Origin of the sequence: Clostridium sp. M62/1, from assembly GCF_020736365.1 — a bacterium.
Lineage (GTDB): Bacteria > Bacillota > Clostridia > Lachnospirales > Lachnospiraceae > Otoolea > Otoolea saccharolyticum_A.
In genome coordinates, this window is the sequence record NZ_CP085988.1 from 2158884 (window position 1) to 2178293 (window position 19410).

The following is a 19410-nucleotide window of genomic DNA, read 5'->3' on the forward strand; positions in this document are numbered from 1 at the left end:
GACAGGCAGCAGAGCGGCAAAAGACGCAAAGCTGAAAGAGAATATGCAGAAAAGAGAGAAGCCGGAGCTTTTTTAGCTCCGGCTTCTTCAGTTACAGCAGACGGTTTCTTAATAATGCCTGACCTGTGCAGCGCTCTGAATAGCCTGGATGACGGGGGCTGCCTCAGGGGAGAGCAGGTAGCGCAGAGTGGTTTCCGGCACAAGGCTCTGAAGCTCTTGAAACCGGCCTTCCTTGATCAGGCTCCTGACCTGGGATGCGCTCACAGGAGCCCCTTCGCTTTCCAGGCGGGGCAGGATCACAAGGCGGCAGCCTTTTCCCGCCTTTTCCTGACACCGTGATTCTTCCAGAAGAACCTCGTTGTAGATTCCGGTTACATGGCTGAGGGGTTCATCTCCTACGAAGCGGACAGAAATGGAGAGAGCATCGGCGATAGAGGAAAACAGCTCTGCGTCAAGCCTGGCGTGGGAACGTATGGCACTCTCCTCGTCCTGCAGAAAATAGGAGGGAAAGGTGGCGTTTGAGATCAGATAGCTGCCTGTGGAATGAAAGATCACATTGCCCAGGCGGGAGCATCCCTCCTTTACCAGCCGGTACCGGACAGAAAAGGGGAAGAGGGACACATCCTCTGACACTACAAACACATGCAGGACGCCGCAGGAGGAGCTGGCCTGCTTAAGCAGATACTGATGCCCCAGCGTAAAGGGGTTGGCATTCAGGACAACGGCTCCGGCGGGCAGCTGCTCTCCAGGTTTCTGAAAAGCCTGCGTCTGTGCCGGAAGATCCGCGAGGGCTTCCTTTGTCTCCCTGACCAGATTCTCCAGATAGCCCTTAAAGCCGCTGCGCCGGTTTTCCATAAACACGGCCTCCCCTCTGGCCCGTGCAATTTCGTAAAAGCCAAGGCTCTCAAAAAAGGCGGCTTTGCTGTACTTTGTGTATAAAAAAAGGCGGATGTTCCCCCTTCTGTACTGAAAATCCACAAGGTGGGTGACAAGCTGGTTTAACAGCCCCTCTCCCTGAAAGGCGGAATCCACCGCCATGCAGCGCAGTGTGCTGCCGAAGCAGGCTCCTGCGGCTGCCAGGTGATAGTCCTCATCATAGAGCCCGGCAATGTAGTCAAGATTTTTATCTCTCCGAATCCCCTCTTTTCGCAGCAGAGAGTCGAACTGAGCCAGAGCACGGCTGTCTGTCTGGCGGATTTCGCTGATCTGGTATTCTGCCATGGTTATCTCCCTTCTTTAAAGCTGTTTCTTCCTATTATATCGGAATCTTCTGAAAAGATCGAATATGAAAATTCCTATGCCTCCCATAAGAAAAGCTGCAGTATACCTGACGTCATCTGGGAATAAAAAAAATTCTGCGGGGAAGAATAATCCGGAAAAGCTGAGGCAGCAGAAGTCTCGCTTCAGCTTAGAAGGCTGAGAGGAAAAAGGATGCTGTAATTGAAAAACAGGCCAGCTCCATTCAGCTGAAGAAAACAAAAATGGAGGGATGGAAATGGACTACTTAAACGAGAGGGAAACTATCTGCCTGCCGAGCAGAAAAGAGGGCAGAGAGAGGATGCGGGCGCAGGATTCGTCCGTTTCAGATTCAGAGGAGAGGAGCAGCCTGGACGAACAGCTGAAAACAGAGGAGGAGCGGATACAGGAAACGGGACAGGTGCTCTTAAGCGACAACAGGAGAAAGAACAGAATTCACCTGCTCTCTGTGATAGGGGAGATCGAGGGACATGAGAATCTGTCCAGCAATACGAAGACTACGAAGTACGAGCATATTCTGCCAAAGCTTGCGGAGATTGAGGATGACGATCAGGTGGACGGGATGCTGATCCTGATCAACACGGTGGGAGGGGATGTGAGCTGCGGCCTGGCTCTGGCGGAGATGATCGCATCTCTCAGCCGGCCTACGGTGTCCCTGGTCATCGGGGACAGCCATTCCATCGGAGTGCCCCTGGCTGTGGCTTCCGACTATTCCTTTATTGTGCCTACGGGAACCATGATGATCCATCCGGTTCGGATGACGGGTATGGTCATCGGAGCAGTTCAGACCTATGACTATTTTGAGATGATACAGGATCGGATTCTGAGCTTTGTGTCAGAGCATGCAAGGATTGCCTATGACCAGCTGAAAGGGCTGATGCTGAACACGAAGATGCTGACCAAGGATCTGGGAACAGTCCTGGTGGGCGAGGAGGCAGTGAAGGAAGGACTGATCGATGAGGTTGGAGGAATCCATGAAGCATTGACAAAATTGAATGAATTAATTGAAAAAAAGAAAAAATTTTAATGCGTTGCATTTTCGCCTAAATTTATGTATACTTATTTAAGCGTGTGAGCATTCACAGAAGAGAGCCGCAGCAAATTGGCTCGGTTTCCCGAAAATGCTGCAGTCTGGAGCAGAGGGAAATGATAAAGAAATAGAATCTGGAGGCTTAGATAAGTGGCAGGTACGAGCAGGAAACGACAGGAGACATCAGAAAGTCCAAGATCGAGAGCGAAAAACAGCAGAGGGCGGGCGGGATCGTCCGGCCGGGAAAGCTCTGCAAAAACAGATAGAAAGACAGGAAAGAAAACAGGAGGGAGCGGAGCCAGAGGCTCTTCCTCCAAAACAGACTCAGGAGCCAGGGGGACAAGCCGCCGAAAGGGAGCGCAGCAGGAACCGGAGGAAAACAGTTTTATTGTGACAGAAGTGGCGATTATCGCTGTATTTGCGGTATCGGTGCTTCTGTTTTTGAGCAATTTTCACCTTTGCGGCGTGGTGGGCGATTTCTGCCGGGAGGCCATGTTGGGAATATTCGGAAAGCTGGGGTATGTGTTCCCCGTCCTTCTGTGCGTGGGAAGCTGTTTTTATGCTTCCAACAGGGGAAACAGGAGAGCCGCGATCAAGCTGGCGGCCTCCGTGCTGACCTTAGTTGCCCTCTGCGGTCTGGCCCAGATGATCTTTGGCGGAGGCTACGCAAAAGAGCTGGGACTTCTCGACTATTTTAAGCAGGATGCAGTTTCAGGAAAGTGCGGCGGCCTTGTGGGAGGCGCCCTTGTTCTGCTGCTGGGGTCTACGGTGGGAACCATCGGCGCATACCTTATTCTGCTGGTTCTGTTTGCCATCGGCGTGGTGTGCATTACGGAGAAATCCCTGGTGGGAGCTGTGAAAAAGGGAAGCGGGCGTGCCTACAGGTATGCGAGAGATGATATGGACCGCCGTCTGGAGCTCTATGAGGAAAGACGGGAGGAGCGCAGGGAAGAGCGCAGGCGCATGAGGGAGGAGAAGGCCCGGGGCATTGACCTGGATGCCGTTACCCTCACAGGCTATCCGGAGCATATGGACTACGGCGGTGATCAGGAAGAGGAGTACGAAGGACGGGCAGACAGATACAGCCCTGAATATGAAGAGGAATATGACTCTGAATACGGCCGAGGCTATGAAGAGGAGCCGGAGGATTACATCCTGGAGCCGGAGGAACGGGAACCTTTAGATTCGGCCGATATTTTCCGGGGAAGTATTACCATGCCGGGGCAGCAGGCGGACAGGCCGGCAGCTTTCGGCGGAGTGGAGGCCTTCTCGGAGAAGAACGGAAAGCCGGACAGGGAGACAGACTCTTACATACAGGAGGAAGAGAAGGAAAACGCCTTCAGGCCGCTAAAAGGCAGCGAAAGACAGGAGGCCTGGGAAGAGAGAGAGGATATTCCGTCCTTTGAACCAGAAGAGAAAACGCGCCCCGGCCATGAGGAGTCCGGAGAGAGAGAGAGAAAGGAAGCCAGTTCAAGGCCTCTGATGAGTCGGAGAAAGGATTCTCCTCATGCCAGGGAATTATTTAAGGAGATGCAGGAAAACGAGGCGGAGAATTTCCAGGATGATACAGTCACTTCATACCCGGATGCCCGTTATCAGGACACTCCGGCCAGAGAGGAAGCGCTTTTAAAGAGTATCTATGCAGACAGAGACACCAGAACCTTCGCTGAGATGAGTATTGCGGACGATACCCTATATTCCGGCGGGGAGGATGTCTGCTACGAACCGATAGACGAAGAACCGGAAAGCAGCAGAGAAGAGGAGACAGACTTTGACAGCGGGGATCTGGCCGGAAGGGATGCGCTCTTCGCTGTCCGGGATCATCTGAGCCGGGAGAACGAAGAGGAGAAGTCTGACGGGGCCGCGCCACAGCCGCGCACTACCTTTTTCATTCCGGAGGAAGCAGAGCCGGTGGTTACGGCATCCGGCAAGGTGATAGAGACAGACACAGAGGAGATCCGAAAAACCATCGAAAAGAAGCGGGCGGAATACAGCCGCATCCCGGATGAAGAACTGAGTGTCCGGGAGCAGATGGATCGCAGAAAGAGCAGGGAAGCTGCGGCGCCGCCAAAGAAAGAGCCGGAGAAAAAGCCGTATGTCTTTCCTCCGCTTGATCTCTTAAAGAAGGGAAAACCCCTGGCGGGACGCTCCGAGCAGGTGTATAAGGATACCGCTATCAAGCTGCAGCAGACCCTGAGAAACTTCGGCGTCGGTGTTACAGTTACCAATATCAGCTGCGGGCCGGCTGTCACCAGATATGAGCTGCACCCGGAACAGGGTGTTAAGGTCAGCAAGATCGTGTCCCTGTCCGACGACATCAAGCTCAACCTGGCTGCCGCGGACATCCGAATCGAGGCTCCCATTCCGGGCAAGGCGGCAGTGGGAATCGAGGTTCCGAACAAGGAAACGGAAACAGTGCTTTTAAGAGATCTTCTGGAATCAGAGGAATTCAAGCGGGCGTCCTCCAAGCTGTCCTTTGCAGTGGGAAAAGACATTGCGGGGCAGACAGTTGTGACCGATATTGCAAAAATGCCTCACCTCCTGATCGCGGGAGCCACAGGCTCCGGTAAGTCCGTCTGCATCAATACGCTGATTATGAGCGTGATCTATAAGGCGGATCCGGAGGATGTGAAGCTGATCATGATCGACCCGAAGGTGGTGGAGTTAAGCGTATACAATGGAATCCCCCACCTTCTGATTCCGGTAGTCACAGACCCGAAGAAGGCCTCCAGCGCCCTCAACTGGGCAGTGGCCGAGATGACAGAGCGCTACCAGAAATTTGCAAAGTACAATGTCCGTGACCTGAAGGGCTACAATGAAAAAATCAAATCCATTGAGGATATTGAGGACGAAAACAAGCCGAAAAAGCTGCCGCAGATTATCATTATCGTGGATGAGCTTGCCGATCTGATGATGGTGGCTCCGGGAGAGGTGGAGGATGCCATCTGCCGTCTGGCCCAGCTTGCAAGGGCAGCCGGAATCCACCTGGTAATCGCTACCCAGAGACCGTCTGTCAATGTCATCACCGGACTGATCAAGGCAAACATTCCGTCAAGAATTGCCTTTTCTGTGTCCTCCGGCGTGGATTCCAGGACGATCATCGATATGAACGGGGCCGAGAAGCTCCTGGGGAAGGGCGATATGCTCTTCTATCCTCAGGGAATCCAGAAGCCTCAGCGTGTCCAGGGCGCCTTTGTATCTGACCAGGAGGTCTCCAGAGTTGTGGAGTTTCTGGCAGAGCAGGGGATGACTACAGAGTACGATCCCGAGGTGGAAAAGAAGATGAATGCTCCGGCAGCCGGGGCAGGGCCTGACGGCGCAAATGACAGAGATGCCTATTTTGAGCAGGCGGCCAGGTTTATTATTGAGAAGGACAAGGCTTCCATCGGAATGCTTCAGAGGATGTTAAAGATCGGATTTAACCGGGCGGCCCGCATCATGGATCAGCTGGCTGAGGCCGGAGTAGTGGGAGAGGATGAAGGCACGAAGCCGCGGAAGGTTCTGATGAGCATGGAGCAGTTCGAGGAGCTCCTGGAGCAGGGCTACTAGGTTTATAGAATATCATTCACACGTGCGCCTTATGAGGCATTCCCGCGTATGATAAAAAGGGAGGAAAAAAGATGTTTTGCGACTGGTTAAAGGAACTGAAATATGAGCTGGTTCAGGGAGAGCTGGATGTGCCGGCAGAGGATGTGGTCTACGATTCCAGGAAGGCCGGAAAGGATACGGTTTTTGTCTGCATGAAGGGGACCAATGTGGATTCTCACGACTTCATCCCCGATGTTCTGAAGGCAGGGACAAAGATCCTGGTGGTTGAGAGGGAGGTTTCTGAAATTCCGGAGGATGTGACGGTTATTCGGGTGGAGAACGGACGGAATGCCCTGGCTCTCCTCTCAGCCGCCCGCTTTGGCTATCCGGCAGGGAAGATGGTCACCATCGGTGTGACGGGCACAAAGGGAAAAACTACCACTACCTACATGATTAAATCCATTCTGGAGGCCTGCGGAAAAAAGGTGGGTCTGATCGGCACAAACGGGGCAGTGATCGGAGACAAACACTATGCCACAAAAAATACCACCCCTGAGTCCTATCTGCTGGAGCAGTATTTCGATGAGATGGTGAAGGCCGGCTGTGAATACATGGTGATGGAGGTCTCCTCACAGAGCTATCTGATGCACCGGGTGGACGGCCTGACCTTCGACTACGGCCTGTTCTTAAATATCTCCAATGATCATATCGGTCCGGGAGAGCACGCAGATTTTGAGGAGTACCTTCACTATAAGAAGCAGCTCTTAAAGAACTGCAAGACGGCCATTGTCAATGAGGATGACGAGCATTTTGAGGAGATCATAAGGGGAGCCCAGGCCAAAATCCACACCTTTTCCCTTGAGCGGCCGGCAGACTTTGAGGCTTCCGGCATCCGCTATGTGTCGGGAAGCGACTTTGTGGGCCTTGTGTTCCAGGTGATGGGAAATTATGAGATGGAGGTCAAGGTGAACGTGCCGGGACGCTTTAATGCAGCCAACGCCCTGGCATCCGTTGCCCTGTGCAGCTTCTTAGATCTTCCGAAGCCGAAGGTGGCCCATGGGCTTGAACATTTAAAGATTGACGGCAGGATGGAGATCGTCTACAAGTCCTCCAAGATGACGGTGATTGTGGACTACGCCCACAACGCAGTCAGCATGGAGAGCCTGCTTAAAACCCTCCGGGATTATAAGCCGAAACGCCTGGTCTGCGTCTTCGGATGCGGCGGAAACCGGGCCAAGGAGAGGCGGTATTCCATGGGAGAGATCGGCGGAAATCTGGCAGATTTCTGCATTATCACAGAGGACAATTCCAGATATGAGGATGTGAATGACATCCTGACGGATATTAAGGTAGGGCTTTCCATGACAAGCGGAACGTATATCGAGATCCCGGACAGGAGAAGGGCCATTGAATTTGCCATCTCCCATGCCCATGACGGGGATATGATCGCCATTATCGGAAAGGGACACGAGGACTACCAGGAGATCCGGGGTGTCCGCTATCCCTTCTTAGACAGGCAGGTAGTGCTGGAGACGGTTGAGAAGCTGGGACTGTAGGCGGATTTATGAGGCTCTGCCCGGAAACCCGGCAGAGTCTTTACAGGTTATGATACAGGATGGTAGAAGCGATGCAGAATATATTTGTCAGAGATGCGGTGAAGGCCAGCCACGGACGGCTGCTTTCCGGAGATGCAGACGCACAGCTTGCTTACATAAGCATAGATTCCCGCACAGCCGGAAAGAAGGCTCTGTTCGTTCCGCTGATCGGGGAGAAGCAGGACGGCCACCGCTTTATTATGGCGGCCCTTGAGCAGGGGGCGGCTGCCGTATTTACTTCAGAACACAGCGAGGAATCCGAGGAGGTGAAGGCTGCAGCCAAAAGGTGGCCCGGGGCAGCCTTTATCCAGGTGGATGATACAAGGAGGGCTCTACAGGAGCTGGGAGCCTATATCAGGAGCCGCCTGACGATTCCGTTAGTGGGAATCACAGGAAGCGTCGGCAAGACAACAACCAGGGAGATGGTGGCAGCGGCTCTCTCTGCGGGTTTTCACGTGTTTAAGACCCCTGCCAATCACAACAGCCAGGTGGGAGTGCCTCTCACCCTCTCCCAGATCTCAGACACAGACGAGATCGGAGTTCTGGAGCTTGGCATGAGCGAGCCGGGAGAGATGACGGTGATTGCCCAGATTGCCGCGGTAGATATGGCTGTGATTACAAACGTGGGGGTAACCCATATTGAAAACCTCGGCACCCGGGAAAACATCCTCAGGGAAAAACTGAAGATCCAGGACGGCATGAGGGCAGACGGCCCTGTTTTCCTGAATGGGGACAATGATCTGCTGGGCATAAGCAGGGCCAGGGAGGGCCATAAAACCGTGTATTTCGGAACGGGAGAGAATGCCGACTACCGGGCAGTGGACATCAGGCTGGAGCGGGGCTGCCCGTCTTTTACCATGGTTCACGGTGAGCGCCGCATTCCCGTCACCCTCTCTGTTATGGGAGAGCACAATGTTCTGAACGCCCTGGCAGCTCTGGCTGTGGCGGACTATAACGGAGTTCCCCTGGAGGCCGCGGCGGAAAAGCTCAGGGAGTTTACCGGCTTTAAAAACCGCCAGCAGATCAGGGAAAAGCAGGGGATCACGGTCATCGACGATACCTACAACGCAAGCCCCGATTCCATGAAGGCGGCCCTTCGCGTGCTGTCCTCCTTCGGGCAGGCCAGGCGCAGGGTGGCTGTGCTGGCCGATATGAAGGAGCTTGGACCCGACGAGAGAAGGTTCCACCGGGAGGTGGGAGAGTTTCTGGCCGGGGAGAAGGTGGAGCTTCTCGTCACCTTCGGAGAGCTGGCCGGGGAGATCGGTGAGGGAGCCAGGGAGAGAAGGCCCTCTCTCCAAACGGCAGCCTTTACGGACAGGGAGAAGATGACAGAATTCTTAAAGAGGGAGCTATCTGCCGGGGACTGCGTTCTCTTTAAAGGCTCCAACAGCATGAAACTGGGAGAGACGGCTCTTCTCTTTTACGGGGAGAATGACGGCGGCAGACAGCAGACGGAAGGCTGATGAGCATATGAAGCACACCTTCGCAAACATTATCATCGATATTTCCCATGAAAAGGTAGACCGCACCTTTCAGTACATCATCCCGGAGCAGCTTAAGTCCCTTGTCAGGGCCGGCGTCCAGGTGGAAATCCCTTTCGGAAAGGGAAATTCTATCCGCCGGGGGTTTGTGGTGGAGGTGACGGACACACCGGAATTTGATATTTCGCGGATGAAGGAGATAGCTGGGGTTTCGGCTGACCGATTGTCAGTCCAATCCCAGCTAATTGAGCTTGCCTGGGAGATGAAGCGCCTCTACGGCGCCACCATGAATCAGACCCTGAAAACCGTGCTTCCGGTAAAGCAGAAGATTAAGGCCAGAGAAAAGCGGACCATTCGCTGCCTGCTTTCGGAGGAAGAGCTTTTAAGAGCCCTCTCCGAGGCCAGAAAAAAGAGTTACCGCGCCCGCATCCGCCTCTATGAGGCCTTTCTGGAGGAGCCGGAGATTCCGGCGCAGGTGCTGGAAAACCAGTTAAATATAACCGCGTCCTCCCTGAAGCCTCTGATTGAGAAGGGTGTGGTGGAGGTGGTGAGGGAGGAAATCAGCAGAAATCCCGTAGAGGGAGAAGGGACTTCCTCCAATATCCTGCCTTTAAACGAAGAACAGAAAAGAGCCGTGGAGGAATTCTGGGGTTCCTACCGGGAAAGACACGGGGACTGTCAGGCACCGTCAGAGGGCCGGGAGAAAACGTGGCTGCTCTATGGAATTACAGGAAGCGGCAAGACGGAAGTGTATATGGAAATGCTGTCGAGAGTTCTTGCCATGGGGCGGCAGGCCATTGTGCTCATACCGGAGATTGCCCTGACCTACCAGACGGTTATGCGGTTTTACCGGAGGTTCGGCAGCAGGATCTCCATTATCAATTCCAGACTGTCCCAGGGAGAGCGGTATGATCAGTGGGAGAGGGCCATGAAGGGAGAGGTGGACATTATGATCGGCCCCCGCTCGGCTCTCTTCACCCCCTTTTCCAACCTGGGACTGATTATCATTGACGAGGAGCACGAGGGGGCCTATAAGAGTGAAACCATGCCCCGCTACCATGCCAGGGAGGTGGCCGGACTGCGCGCCCGCCTTTGCGGAGCAGATGTGGTGTTAGGCTCCGCAACCCCTTCTGTGGAATCCTTTACGAGGGCTCTTCAGGGAGAGTACGGGCTTTTAAGGCTTACCAGGCGGGCGGCAGAAAACAGCCGCCTGCCGCAGGTGGAGACGGTGGATCTGCGGGAGGAGCTGAAAGCAGGGAACAAGACCATGTTCAGCAGGCGGCTGACAGAGCTGATGGAGGACAGGCTTGGCCGCGGGGAACAGATGATGCTTTTTATGAACCGGAGAGGCTACTCAAACTTTGTGTCCTGCCGCTCCTGCGGGGAGGCCGTCAAATGTCCTCACTGCGATGTGTCGCTGACCCTTCACAATAACGGAAGACTCTGCTGCCACTACTGCGGCTACTCCGTTCCCATGCCTGAGAAATGCCCGTCCTGCGGCTCTCCCTATATCGCCGGCTTTGGAACGGGAACTCAGAAGCTGGAGGAGATGACAAAGAGACTGTTTCCGGGGGCAAAGGTACTCAGAATGGATGCAGATACCACGTCAAAAAAGGGAGGCCATGAAGAGATTCTCTCGGCCTTTGCCGGCGGAGAGGCAGATATTCTGATCGGAACCCAGATGATTGTGAAGGGCCACGATTTCAGGAATGTGACCCTGGTGGGAATCATGGCGGCGGATCTGTCCCTGAACACGCCGGACTACCGCTGCGCCGAGCGCACCTTTCAGCTTCTGGTGCAGGCGGCCGGGAGGGCCGGACGGGGAGAGCGGGGAGGAAATGTGGTAATCCAGACCTACAGTCCGGACCACTACAGTATTGAGGCGGCGGCCAGACAGGATTACGAGGCCTTCTACCGCAGGGAGATTGCCTACAGGAGAATGATGAATTATCCGCCTGTCTGCCGGATGTCGGCAGTTCTCTTTGCAGCCAGGGACGAGGCGCTCCTTGAAGCCTTCACAGAGGCAGCTCTAAGCAGGGCCGAAGAGATTCTCTCCCGCCGCCGGGTGCCGTTCCAGCTGATCGGCCCGGTCAACGCGCCGGTTTACAAAGTTAATGATATATACAGAAAAATTTTATATATTAAGAGTCAAAGTTATGATATAATGGCCGCAGAGCGGCATTATATCTGCGCCGAGCCGCCGGCGCCCGAAGGGAGCCTGAACACTCCTGCGGCGAGTGCGCATCCCTCGGAGAGATGCATATCCGGAGGATATGACGGGATGGACGTTTGCGGACAGAGGCCGTCTGAGCCTGTGTACGGCGAAATCGGCGGGATACGGGAATGTATCGATTCCCTGCAGAAATCAAATCCCCGGTTCAGCTCCGTGTCCGTGCAGTATGATGTATGGTAGGATCTATGTTCCAGACAAGATTCAGATAAGATAAAGCAGAAAAAGGAGAGAGTTTAGATATGGCAATCAGAGAAATCAGAACCATTGGCGATGAAATCCTCAGAAAAGAGTGCAAGCCGGTAAAGGAGATGACCCCCCATACGGCAGAGCTTATCGAGGATATGTTTGACACCATGTACGAGGCAAACGGCGTGGGGCTTGCGGCTGTGCAGGTCGGCGTCAGAAAGCAGATTGTGGTCATTGATGTGGAGGACGGAAATCAGTATGTGCTGATTAACCCGGAGATCCTCGAGACGTCAGGAAGCCAGACAGGGCCTGAGGGCTGTCTGAGTGTTCCGGGAAAATCCGGCACCGTCACAAGGCCTGACTATGTGAAGGTGAAGGCTCTCAATGAAAAGATGGAGGAGTTTGTGCTGGAGGGAGAGGGACTGCTTGCAAGAGCCATCTGCCACGAATGCGATCACCTCTATGGAGTCCTCTATGTGGACAAGGTAGAGGGAGAGCTTGAGGATGTAAATGCAGATTTCGAGGAAGAATAAAGCAGAGGCAGGACGGGGAAAATCCCGGACTGAACCTGACAGAAGGCTAAGGAGTTGGTAAGCTTATGAAACTTGTATATATGGGAACGCCGGACTTTGCAGTTCCCCCCCTTACGGCACTGGTAGAGGCGGGGCATGAGGTGGCGGCTGTGGTGACACAGCCCGACAAGCCAAAGGGCAGAGGAAAGGCAGTCCTGATGACTCCCGTGAAGGAGAAGGCTCTCTCCTACGGGATTCCGGTCTACCAGCCGGCGAGGATAAAGAAAGACGAAGAATTTTTAAAGACGCTCAGAGAGATAAACCCGGACGCCATCGTGGTGGCTGCCTTCGGGCAGATTCTGCCAAAGGAGATCCTGGAGCTTCCGAAATATGGCTGTGTCAATATCCACGCATCTCTGCTCCCCAAATACAGAGGAGCGGCCCCGATTCAGTGGGCGGTGATTGACGGCGAAAAGGAGAGCGGCATTACCACCATGATGATGGATGTAGGCCTTGACACAGGCGATATGCTGGACCGGACAGTGATTCCCCTGGCGGAGGATGAGACGGGAGGAAGCCTGTTTGAAAAGCTCTCCAGGGCAGGAGGGCCGCTGATCTTAAAAACTCTCGAAGCCCTGGAAAACGGAACGGCTGTCCGCACGAAGCAGCCTGAGGAGGGGGCGACCTACGCAGGCATGCTTGACAAGTCCCTGGGCAATATTGACTGGACGCAGAGCGCGGCAAAGATTGAGCGCCTGATCCGCGGGCTGAATCCGTGGCCCAGCGCTTATACAGGCTACAAGGGAAAAACCATGAAGCTGTGGGCCGCTGATGTGCTGGAAGGGACATTTGAGGGAGTTCCCGGAGAGATTATAAAGGTGGAAAAGGAGCGTTTTCTCGTCAGGACGGGAGATGGCGCTCTGGCAGTAAAGGAGCTTCAGCTCGAGGGCAAGAAGCGCATGGACGCGGCGTCCTTCCTTCGGGGATTTTCCTTAGAAGAAGGGGAGATCCTCTGTCAGGGATAAATTTTGAGCCATAGGGGAAAATGAGTAGAAAGCTGGGAAAGCAGGGCCGCAGGCGGCAGTAAATGATTTAGTTGAGAAAAGGAGTCTTTCATCTATGTACTATGGTTATGGGTATTACCCGTTTTTTGATCCGACAATGATACTGGTTTTAATTGGCGTAATCCTCTCGCTGGCGGCTTCGGCCAAGGTCAAAAGCACCTTTGCCAGGTATTCGAAGGTGCGCTCCATGACAGGGATGACGGGAGCGGAGGCGGCCCAGAGGCTTTTAAACAGCCAGGGGATTTACGATGTGACAGTCCGCCGCGTGCCGGGAAGCCTGTCGGATCACTATGATCCCCGGACCAAAACGGTGAATCTGTCAGATGACGTCTACAGCTCCACCTCAGTGGCAGCTATCGGAGTCGCAGCCCATGAGTGCGGTCATGCCATTCAGCATGCAGTCGGCTACGCCCCCTTAAATTTCAGAAGCGCGCTGGTGCCGATTGCCAATTTCGGCTCACAGATTTCCTGGCCGCTGATTTTGATTGGAATCCTTATCGGAGGCTTTGGTTCCCCCATCGTCCAGCTGGGAATTATCCTGTTTTCGCTGGCAGTTCTGTTTCAGCTTGTCACCCTTCCGGTTGAGTTCAACGCATCCTCCAGGGCAGTCAGGCTGCTGGACTCCACAGGGATTCTTTCCGGAAATGAGGTGGACGGGACAAGACGCGTTCTGGGAGCGGCTGCCCTGACCTATGTTGCGGCAGCGGCAGGTTCGATTCTCCAGCTTCTGCGCCTTATCATACTGTTTGGAGGAAGAAGAAATAATGACTAGACCGGGAAGCAGAAAGCCGGAAAACGGAAAGCAGAGAGAAGGGAAGAAGGCCGGGAGCCCGCAGAGAATGCCGGATGCAAGAGAGATTGCCGCCGACATTCTCATGGAGGTGCTGGAAAAGAAACAGTACAGCCACGTGGTTCTCCTGAATGCCCTGAAAAAATATCAGTATCTGGAAAAGCAGGAGCGCTCCTTTATCAAGAGAGTGGTAGACGGGACGCTGGAGCGGCTGATGCAGATAGACTTTATCATTGAGTCATTTTCAAGCACCCCTCTGCGTAAGATGAAACCGACCGTGCGCACGATCCTCAGGATGGGGGTGTACCAGATCTGCTACATGGACCGGGTTCCGGATTCGGCGGCCTGCAATGAGGCGGTGAAGCTGACAGTAAAAAGAGGCTTCTCAGGTCTTAAGGGCTTTGTAAACGGAGTTCTCAGGAATATTGCCCGGAAGAAAGAGGAGATAAGCTGGCCTGACGACAGCGTCAGATACTGTCTGCCCCAGTGGATTCTCGGCCAGTGGGAGCCGGAATACGGCAGGAAGGCTGTTCAGGTGATGGCGGAGAGCTTCCTGAGAGAGAGACCTCTCACAGTGAGGATGAATCTGAACCAGGCCCCCAGGGAGGAAATTTTGGAATCTTTGAGGGAACAGGGGGTGGAGGTCATTGAGAGCGGCTACTCAGATCAGGTGGTATTCTTAAAAAATGTGGATTATCTGGAAGGGCTGGACGCCTTTGCAGACGGCTTTCTGCAGGTGCAGGATCTCAGCTCCTCCCTGGCCGGGGACGCGGCAGGGGTTAAGGAGGGCAGCCATGTCATTGACGTCTGCGGAGCTCCGGGAGGGAAAAGCCTTCATATCGCGGAGCTTTTGAACGGTACAGGGATGGTGGAGGTCCGGGACCTGAGTGAGTCAAAGATTGCGTTGGTGGAGGATAATATCCGCCGCTCCGGACTTTTCAACATAGAGGCCAGGGTTCAGGATGCCCTGGAATTTGACAGAGATTCTGAGGAGACAGCGGATCTGCTTATTGCGGATCTGCCCTGCTCCGGACTTGGAATTATGGGCCGCAAGCCGGACATCCGCTACAATATGACCAGGGAGCAGACCCTTGCCCTGGCCGGGCTTCAGAGGGAGATCCTGTCGGTTGTCTGGCGCTATGTCAAGCCGGGGGGGACGATGGTCTACAGCACCTGTACCATTGACCGGGCGGAAAATGAGGAAAATGCGGCCTGGATACTGGAAAATCTGCCCTTTGAGCCGGTGGATCTGACGGAGCGGATCGGGGAGGAGCTGGCAAAAACCCTCTGCCGCGATACGAGAAAAGAGGGATATGTGCAGCTTCTTCCTGGGTTTTACCCGGGAGACGGCTTTTTTATCTCCGTATTCAGGCGGAAGGAAGAGGGCAGGTAAACGGCAGGACTTAAGGCCTGCCGCATTTAGACGGACAGAGGACAGGTAGAAAAGATGAGTGAGAACAGGAAGGAAATTTTAGCAGAAGGATTTCTGACAGAAGGACAAAAAAACGAAAAACAGGAGTCCGAAGGCAGAACGGTTTCAGAGACAGATATCAAGTCCATGACGCTTCCGGAGCTGGAAGCGTATCTGAAGGAGATGGGAGAGAAGCCCTTTCGGGCAAAGCAGCTCTACCAGTGGATGCATGTCAAGCTGGCAGCCTCCTTTGACGAGATGACGAACCTCTCCAAGGGACTGAGGGAGACGCTTGGAAGGCAGTGCTTTTACGCCTCACTGACGCCGGTGGATGTGCGTATCTCGGCTGTGGACGGAACCAGAAAATACCTGTTTGAGCTCTCTGACGGAAACGTGATCGAGAGCGTGCTGATGCGCTATAAGCATGGGAACTCTGTCTGTATTTCCTCTCAGGTGGGCTGCCGGATGGGCTGCCGCTTCTGTGCGTCAACCCTTGACGGCCTGGAGAGAAATCTGAAGCCTTCCGAGATGCTGGAACAGATCTACAGGATACAGAGGGATACGGGAGAGCGGGTTTCCAATGTGGTAGTGATGGGCTCAGGAGAGCCTATGGACAATTACGACAATCTGATTCGCTTCATCCATCTTCTGACTGATGAGAATGGTCTGAATATCAGCCAGAGAAATGTGACGGTTTCCACCTGCGGCATTGTGCCGCGCATCCGCCAGTTTGCCGAGGAGGGGCTGCAGGTGACTCTGGCCCTGTCTCTTCACGCGCCGAACGACGAGGTGCGAAAGACCCTGATGCCTGTGGCAAAGAGCTATGCCCTCCGGGATGTGCTGGATGCCTGTCATTACTATTTTGAGAAGACCGGCAGAAGACTGACCTTCGAGTACAGCCTTGTAAAGGGTGTCAACGACAACCTGGAAGAGGCCAGGGCTCTGGCAGAGCTAATAAAAGACCAGCACGGCCACGTAAACCTGATTCCGGTAAACCCGATCAAGGAGAGAGATTATAAGCAGTCTGACCGGAAGGCCATAGAGGACTTTAAGAATTATCTGGAAAGGCGGGGCATCAATGTGACCGTGCGCCGAGAGATGGGCCGCGACATTGACGGGGCCTGCGGGCAGCTTCGCAAAAGTTATATTGAGAAGGAAAGGACGTAAGGAAGATGAAAGCCTGCGCTTTGACGGACATCGGGCGGGTGCGGTCAGTGAATCAGGATTCGCGCTTTGCCACAACGGAACCGATTGGACCTCTTTCAAATTTGTTTATCGTTGCAGACGGCATGGGCGGCCACAGGGCCGGCGACCGCGCATCCAGGCTTCTCATTGACAGCCTGACGGATTACATAGGAAACTGCGGCGACCAGACGGCGGTGGCGGCTTTAAATAACGGCATTGCCGAGGCCAACCGGAAAATCTATGAGGCAGCTGCGGCAGACCAGAGCTTAAGCGGAATGGGAACTACTCTGGTGGCAGCTACCATAGAGGGGGCTACCCTCTATGTGGCCAACGTGGGAGACAGCCGTCTCTACCTGATTGAGAGAGAGGGGATCCGCCAGGTAACACGGGATCACTCCTATGTGGAGGAGATGGTTTCCCTGGGGCAGATGAACCGGGGAAGCGCCGCGTACAGAGAACAGAAAAACATTATCACGAGGGCAGTGGGAATTGCAGACCATGTGGATGTGGACTTTTTTGAGGTGAGCCTGAAGGCGGGAGATTATATTCTCCTGTGCTCTGACGGGCTTTCCAACATGGTGGACAATTCTGCCATTTTCCGTCTGGTGCTCCTTCCCGGCCCTCTTGAGAGCAAGGCCAGAGCGCTTATTGCGTTAGCCAATCAGAACGGGGGAAAGGACAACATTGCAGTGGTCCTGATCGATCCCCAGATAAGTGAGGTGGACGGATTATGATGCTTAGACCGGGAATGTACCTTCAGGATCGATATGAGATTCTTGAACAGATTGGATCCGGCGGAATGTCAGAGGTCTACCGGGCGAAGTGCCACAAGCTCAACAGGCTGGTGGCCATCAAGGTTTTAAAAGAAGAATTCAGTTCCGACGCAGGCTTTGTGAAGAAGTTCAAGATGGAAGCCCAGGCGGCGGCAGGACTCTCCCATCCAAATATTGTGAGTGTCTATGACGTTGTGGACGAGGGAAGCATCCATTACATTGTCATGGAGCTGATTGAGGGGATCACCTTAAAAAGCTATATTACGAAAAAGGGAAGGCTCGGCTCCAAGGAGGCCATCGGGATTGCGCTCCAGGTGGCTCAGGGAATTGCAGCCGCCCACGATCAGCATATTGTCCACCGGGACATCAAGCCTCAGAATATGATTATCTCCAGGGACGGGAAGGTAAAGGTGGCAGATTTCGGCATTGCCAGGGCTGTCACCACCCAGACCATCGGGGCGACGGCTGTGGGCTCTGTGCACTATATCTCGCCGGAGCAGGCGAGAGGAGGCTTCAGCGATTCCAGAACGGATATTTACTCTCTTGGAATTACCATGTATGAGATGGTGACGGGAACCGTTCCCTTCGACGGAGACAATACGGTGAGCATAGCGCTGGCCCATCTGGAACAGCCCATCACCCCGCCTTCCAGGCTGAATCCCGAGGTACCGGTAAGCCTGGAGCGCATTATCATGAAATGCACTCAGAAGAAGCCGGAAAAGCGGTATGCAGATGTCTATGAGCTGATCTCCGATCTGCGCCATGCCCTTGTGGATCCGGATGACGACTTCGTGGCTCAGGAGCCGGAGGTGGATACCTCCTCGCCTACGATGGTGATCTCCGGGGATGAGCTGAGCCAGATTAAGAGCGCGCCCAGGCGCAGTACCGGCCCCATTGTCATGAGCGGCCAGAGCAACAGTCTCCGGGATGTGCCGGGTTCCGGCGGGCAGCATGAGAGAAGAGGCGACAGGGAGCACGGCTATGACAGAAGGAAGGAGCCGGAAAGCGGCCGAGAACTGAAACACAGCGGCTATGATAAGGAGTATGACAGAGATTACGAGCGGGGGCGCTCCGGCGGCTACGGACGCCAGGATGCCGCGGAGGACGGACGGAGCCTGGACTATGACTATGAGGAGGACTACGGCTATGACAGGGGCCGCAGCTCAGGCTACGGCGGTTCCGGCTCCAGCCGGACTTTGGGAGGCAAAAAGGGCGGCAGAGGAGGAAAAAGCGCAGATGTAAACCCCCAGATTGAAAAACTGCTCACCACGGTCGGCGTGGCAGTGGCCATCATCATCGTGGCAGTGCTGGTTGTGATCTTTGCAAAGCTTGGTGGGATTTTTAATTCCGGTTCCCACACAGAGCTGACGCTTCCGGCGGTGGAGTCCGGCGAAAGCGATTCAGGGCTTAAGGACACGGAAACAAGGGTTCCGGACTTCGTTGGAATGACAGAGGATGAGGCGGAGGAGAAGGCGAAGGAGAACCATCTGAAGCTGAGCTACAGCTATACTGCGTCGGAAGAGGAGAAGAAAGGGCTCGTGGTGGAGCAGAAGACAGAAGAGGGCACTGTGGTGGATAAGCAGTCCACAATCAGAGTTGTCGTAGGTGAGGGCGGAATGGAGTCCTCCACAGAGGAAGAGACAGATGCGTCACAGATCGATCTGACTGCCCTGGGACTTGAGGCTCTGGATGGAACAAATGCCAAAAACCTTCTTGAAGCCAAAGGCCTTAAGGTATCGCTTCAGTCTGAAAACAGCGACACCATCATAAAGGATCAGGTGATCCGGTACGAGCCGACGAGTGCCTCTCCCGGAAGCGAGATCCGTCTGTATGTAAGCTCAGGCCCTGCTGTTACTATGGTGCCGGTGCCTGATCTGACCGGAAAAACAGAGGAGGAGGCGGCACAGCTTCTGGAAGCGGCAGGCCTTACAGTAGCGCCAAAGGAGCAGATTCTCACACAGAAGAGTGATACGGTTTCCAGGGGAAAGATCATCAGCCAGATTCCGCTGAAGGATGAGGAGGTGCCTGAGGGAAGCGCAGTCAGCTATGTTGTAAGTATAGGCAAGGGGACAAAGTATGTGGCCATTGTCAATGACGATTATCCCCTTAAGGACAATTTCGGCCCGGGAGGCGCTTCCACCACAATCACGGTTGAGATTGTTATGGTGCAGACGGTAAATGGACAGAAGAGAACGACGACAGTTATGGACGCCAGGGAGATGAAGGGAGACGTCACGCTTCCGGTACATTATCAGCTTACAGGAGAGGACGGAGTTCTCACAGGAGAGCTTCAGATCCGCGATGTGACAAACGACAGAGTGCTGAAGACTTATCCTCTGGAATTTATGGAGGTAGACGCATAGGG

At 54.3% G+C, this 19410-nt stretch carries 13 protein-coding genes; 12 read left to right on the forward strand and 1 reads right to left on the reverse strand.

Going from position 1 to position 19410, the window contains the following annotated elements; genetic code table 11:
- Positions 1-108 precede the first annotated feature (108 nt).
- The gene (citC, locus tag LK436_RS10120; protein ID WP_008398076.1) at positions 109-1221 is read right to left on the reverse strand and encodes a [citrate (pro-3S)-lyase] ligase; all 1113 of its coding nucleotides are present in this window, start codon (positions 1219-1221) and stop codon (positions 109-111) included.
- Positions 1222-1495: 274 nt separating this feature from the next.
- Between citC and LK436_RS10125 the strand changes: the two genes are divergently transcribed.
- The 12 genes from LK436_RS10125 (at position 1496) to LK436_RS10180 (ending at position 19408) form a co-directional block, all read left to right on the forward strand.
- Entirely contained in the window at positions 1496-2284 is a 789-nt protein-coding gene (locus tag LK436_RS10125) for an ATP-dependent Clp protease proteolytic subunit (protein ID WP_147594675.1), read from the forward strand.
- Positions 2285-2677: 393 nt separating this feature from the next.
- Complete coding sequence (locus LK436_RS10130; RefSeq protein ID WP_008398080.1) at positions 2678-5836, forward strand: FtsK/SpoIIIE family DNA translocase; 3159 nt, start codon at positions 2678-2680, stop codon at positions 5834-5836.
- A gap of 71 nt (positions 5837-5907) precedes the next feature.
- Positions 5908-7371: a UDP-N-acetylmuramoyl-L-alanyl-D-glutamate--2,6-diaminopimelate ligase gene (locus LK436_RS10135; RefSeq protein ID WP_008398081.1), complete on the forward strand. Its 1464-nt coding sequence runs from the start codon at positions 5908-5910 to the stop codon at positions 7369-7371.
- A gap of 71 nt (positions 7372-7442) precedes the next feature.
- Complete coding sequence (locus tag LK436_RS10140; RefSeq protein ID WP_015574242.1) at positions 7443-8873, forward strand: UDP-N-acetylmuramoyl-tripeptide--D-alanyl-D-alanine ligase; 1431 nt, start codon at positions 7443-7445, stop codon at positions 8871-8873.
- A complete protein-coding gene (gene priA, locus LK436_RS10145) occupies positions 8842-11304 on the forward strand; it encodes a replication restart helicase PriA (protein WP_008398083.1) in 2463 nt (820 codons plus the stop codon). Before LK436_RS10140 ends, priA begins: the two co-directional genes overlap by 32 nt.
- Positions 11305-11363: 59 nt before the next feature.
- Positions 11364-11843, forward strand: a complete 480-nt coding sequence (def, locus tag LK436_RS10150) for a peptide deformylase (protein ID WP_008398084.1) — start codon at positions 11364-11366, stop codon at positions 11841-11843.
- A 65-nt stretch (positions 11844-11908) separates the two neighbouring features.
- Positions 11909-12847: a methionyl-tRNA formyltransferase gene (gene fmt, locus LK436_RS10155; RefSeq protein ID WP_008398085.1), complete on the forward strand. Its 939-nt coding sequence runs from the start codon at positions 11909-11911 to the stop codon at positions 12845-12847.
- Positions 12848-12941: 94 nt separating this feature from the next.
- Complete coding sequence (locus tag LK436_RS10160; protein ID WP_008398086.1) at positions 12942-13658, forward strand: zinc metallopeptidase; 717 nt, start codon at positions 12942-12944, stop codon at positions 13656-13658.
- Positions 13651-15069: a 16S rRNA (cytosine(967)-C(5))-methyltransferase RsmB gene (gene rsmB / locus LK436_RS10165; RefSeq protein WP_008398087.1), complete on the forward strand. Its 1419-nt coding sequence runs from the start codon at positions 13651-13653 to the stop codon at positions 15067-15069. The genes LK436_RS10160 and rsmB overlap by 8 nt, the downstream gene beginning before the upstream one ends.
- Before the next feature lie 54 nt (positions 15070-15123).
- A complete protein-coding gene (rlmN, locus tag LK436_RS10170; protein WP_008398088.1) occupies positions 15124-16254 on the forward strand; it encodes a 23S rRNA (adenine(2503)-C(2))-methyltransferase RlmN in 1131 nt (376 codons plus the stop codon).
- Between the two features lie 5 nt (positions 16255-16259).
- Positions 16260-17006: a Stp1/IreP family PP2C-type Ser/Thr phosphatase gene (locus tag LK436_RS10175; protein WP_008398089.1), complete on the forward strand. Its 747-nt coding sequence runs from the start codon at positions 16260-16262 to the stop codon at positions 17004-17006.
- Positions 17003-19408: a protein kinase domain-containing protein gene (locus LK436_RS10180; RefSeq protein ID WP_008398090.1), complete on the forward strand. Its 2406-nt coding sequence runs from the start codon at positions 17003-17005 to the stop codon at positions 19406-19408. The genes LK436_RS10175 and LK436_RS10180 overlap by 4 nt, the downstream gene beginning before the upstream one ends.
- Positions 19409-19410 lie beyond the last annotated feature (2 nt).

Coding starts and splice junctions, on each gene's coding strand:
- LK436_RS10140 (WP_015574242.1), top strand. CDS start 7,443: ATGCAGAATATATTTGTCAGAGATGCGGTGAAGGCCAGCCACGGACGG.
- rlmN (WP_008398088.1), top strand. CDS start 15,124: ATGAGTGAGAACAGGAAGGAAATTTTAGCAGAAGGATTTCTGACAGAA.
- fmt (WP_008398085.1), top strand. CDS start 11,909: ATGAAACTTGTATATATGGGAACGCCGGACTTTGCAGTTCCCCCCCTT.
- LK436_RS10135 (WP_008398081.1), top strand. CDS start 5,908: ATGTTTTGCGACTGGTTAAAGGAACTGAAATATGAGCTGGTTCAGGGA.
- LK436_RS10175 (WP_008398089.1), top strand. CDS start 16,260: ATGAAAGCCTGCGCTTTGACGGACATCGGGCGGGTGCGGTCAGTGAAT.
- LK436_RS10180 (WP_008398090.1), top strand. CDS start 17,003: ATGATGCTTAGACCGGGAATGTACCTTCAGGATCGATATGAGATTCTT.
- citC (WP_008398076.1), bottom strand. CDS start 1,221: ATGGCAGAATACCAGATCAGCGAAATCCGCCAGACAGACAGCCGTGCT.
- LK436_RS10125 (WP_147594675.1), top strand. CDS start 1,496: ATGGACTACTTAAACGAGAGGGAAACTATCTGCCTGCCGAGCAGAAAA.
- rsmB (WP_008398087.1), top strand. CDS start 13,651: ATGACTAGACCGGGAAGCAGAAAGCCGGAAAACGGAAAGCAGAGAGAA.
- priA (WP_008398083.1), top strand. CDS start 8,842: ATGACGGCGGCAGACAGCAGACGGAAGGCTGATGAGCATATGAAGCAC.
- def (WP_008398084.1), top strand. CDS start 11,364: ATGGCAATCAGAGAAATCAGAACCATTGGCGATGAAATCCTCAGAAAA.
- LK436_RS10160 (WP_008398086.1), top strand. CDS start 12,942: ATGTACTATGGTTATGGGTATTACCCGTTTTTTGATCCGACAATGATA.